Genomic DNA, 202 nt, shown 5'->3' with positions numbered 1-202 from the left:
AATTTAAAATTAAACTTTTTGGCTGAAATAATAGTATAATAGAGGAAACAATAAGAATTGAGGTATGCCCCATGGCTGTCAAATTTACAAAAACTGATGACTTAGATAAAATGTTTGAAGAATTCGCTAAACTCCCTGATTTAAAGCAAGTAACATTTCCAGATGAAAAAGAAAAGAAAGATAAGGCAGAAAAGAAAAATAG

At 28.7% G+C, this 202-nt stretch carries 1 protein-coding gene; it reads left to right on the top strand.

The genetic code is table 11. The features are described 5' to 3' along the window. Window positions 1-71: 71 nt before the first annotated feature. Window positions 72-202: SPJ_0845 family protein (locus tag SINDD18_RS11580; protein WP_061864010.1), on the top strand; the 131-nt coding region annotated here is incomplete at its 3' end.

This window comes from Streptococcus infantis (assembly GCF_001579645.1).
Lineage (GTDB): Bacteria > Bacillota > Bacilli > Lactobacillales > Streptococcaceae > Streptococcus > Streptococcus infantis_E.
This window is presented reverse-complemented; position numbering and strand designations above follow the sequence as displayed.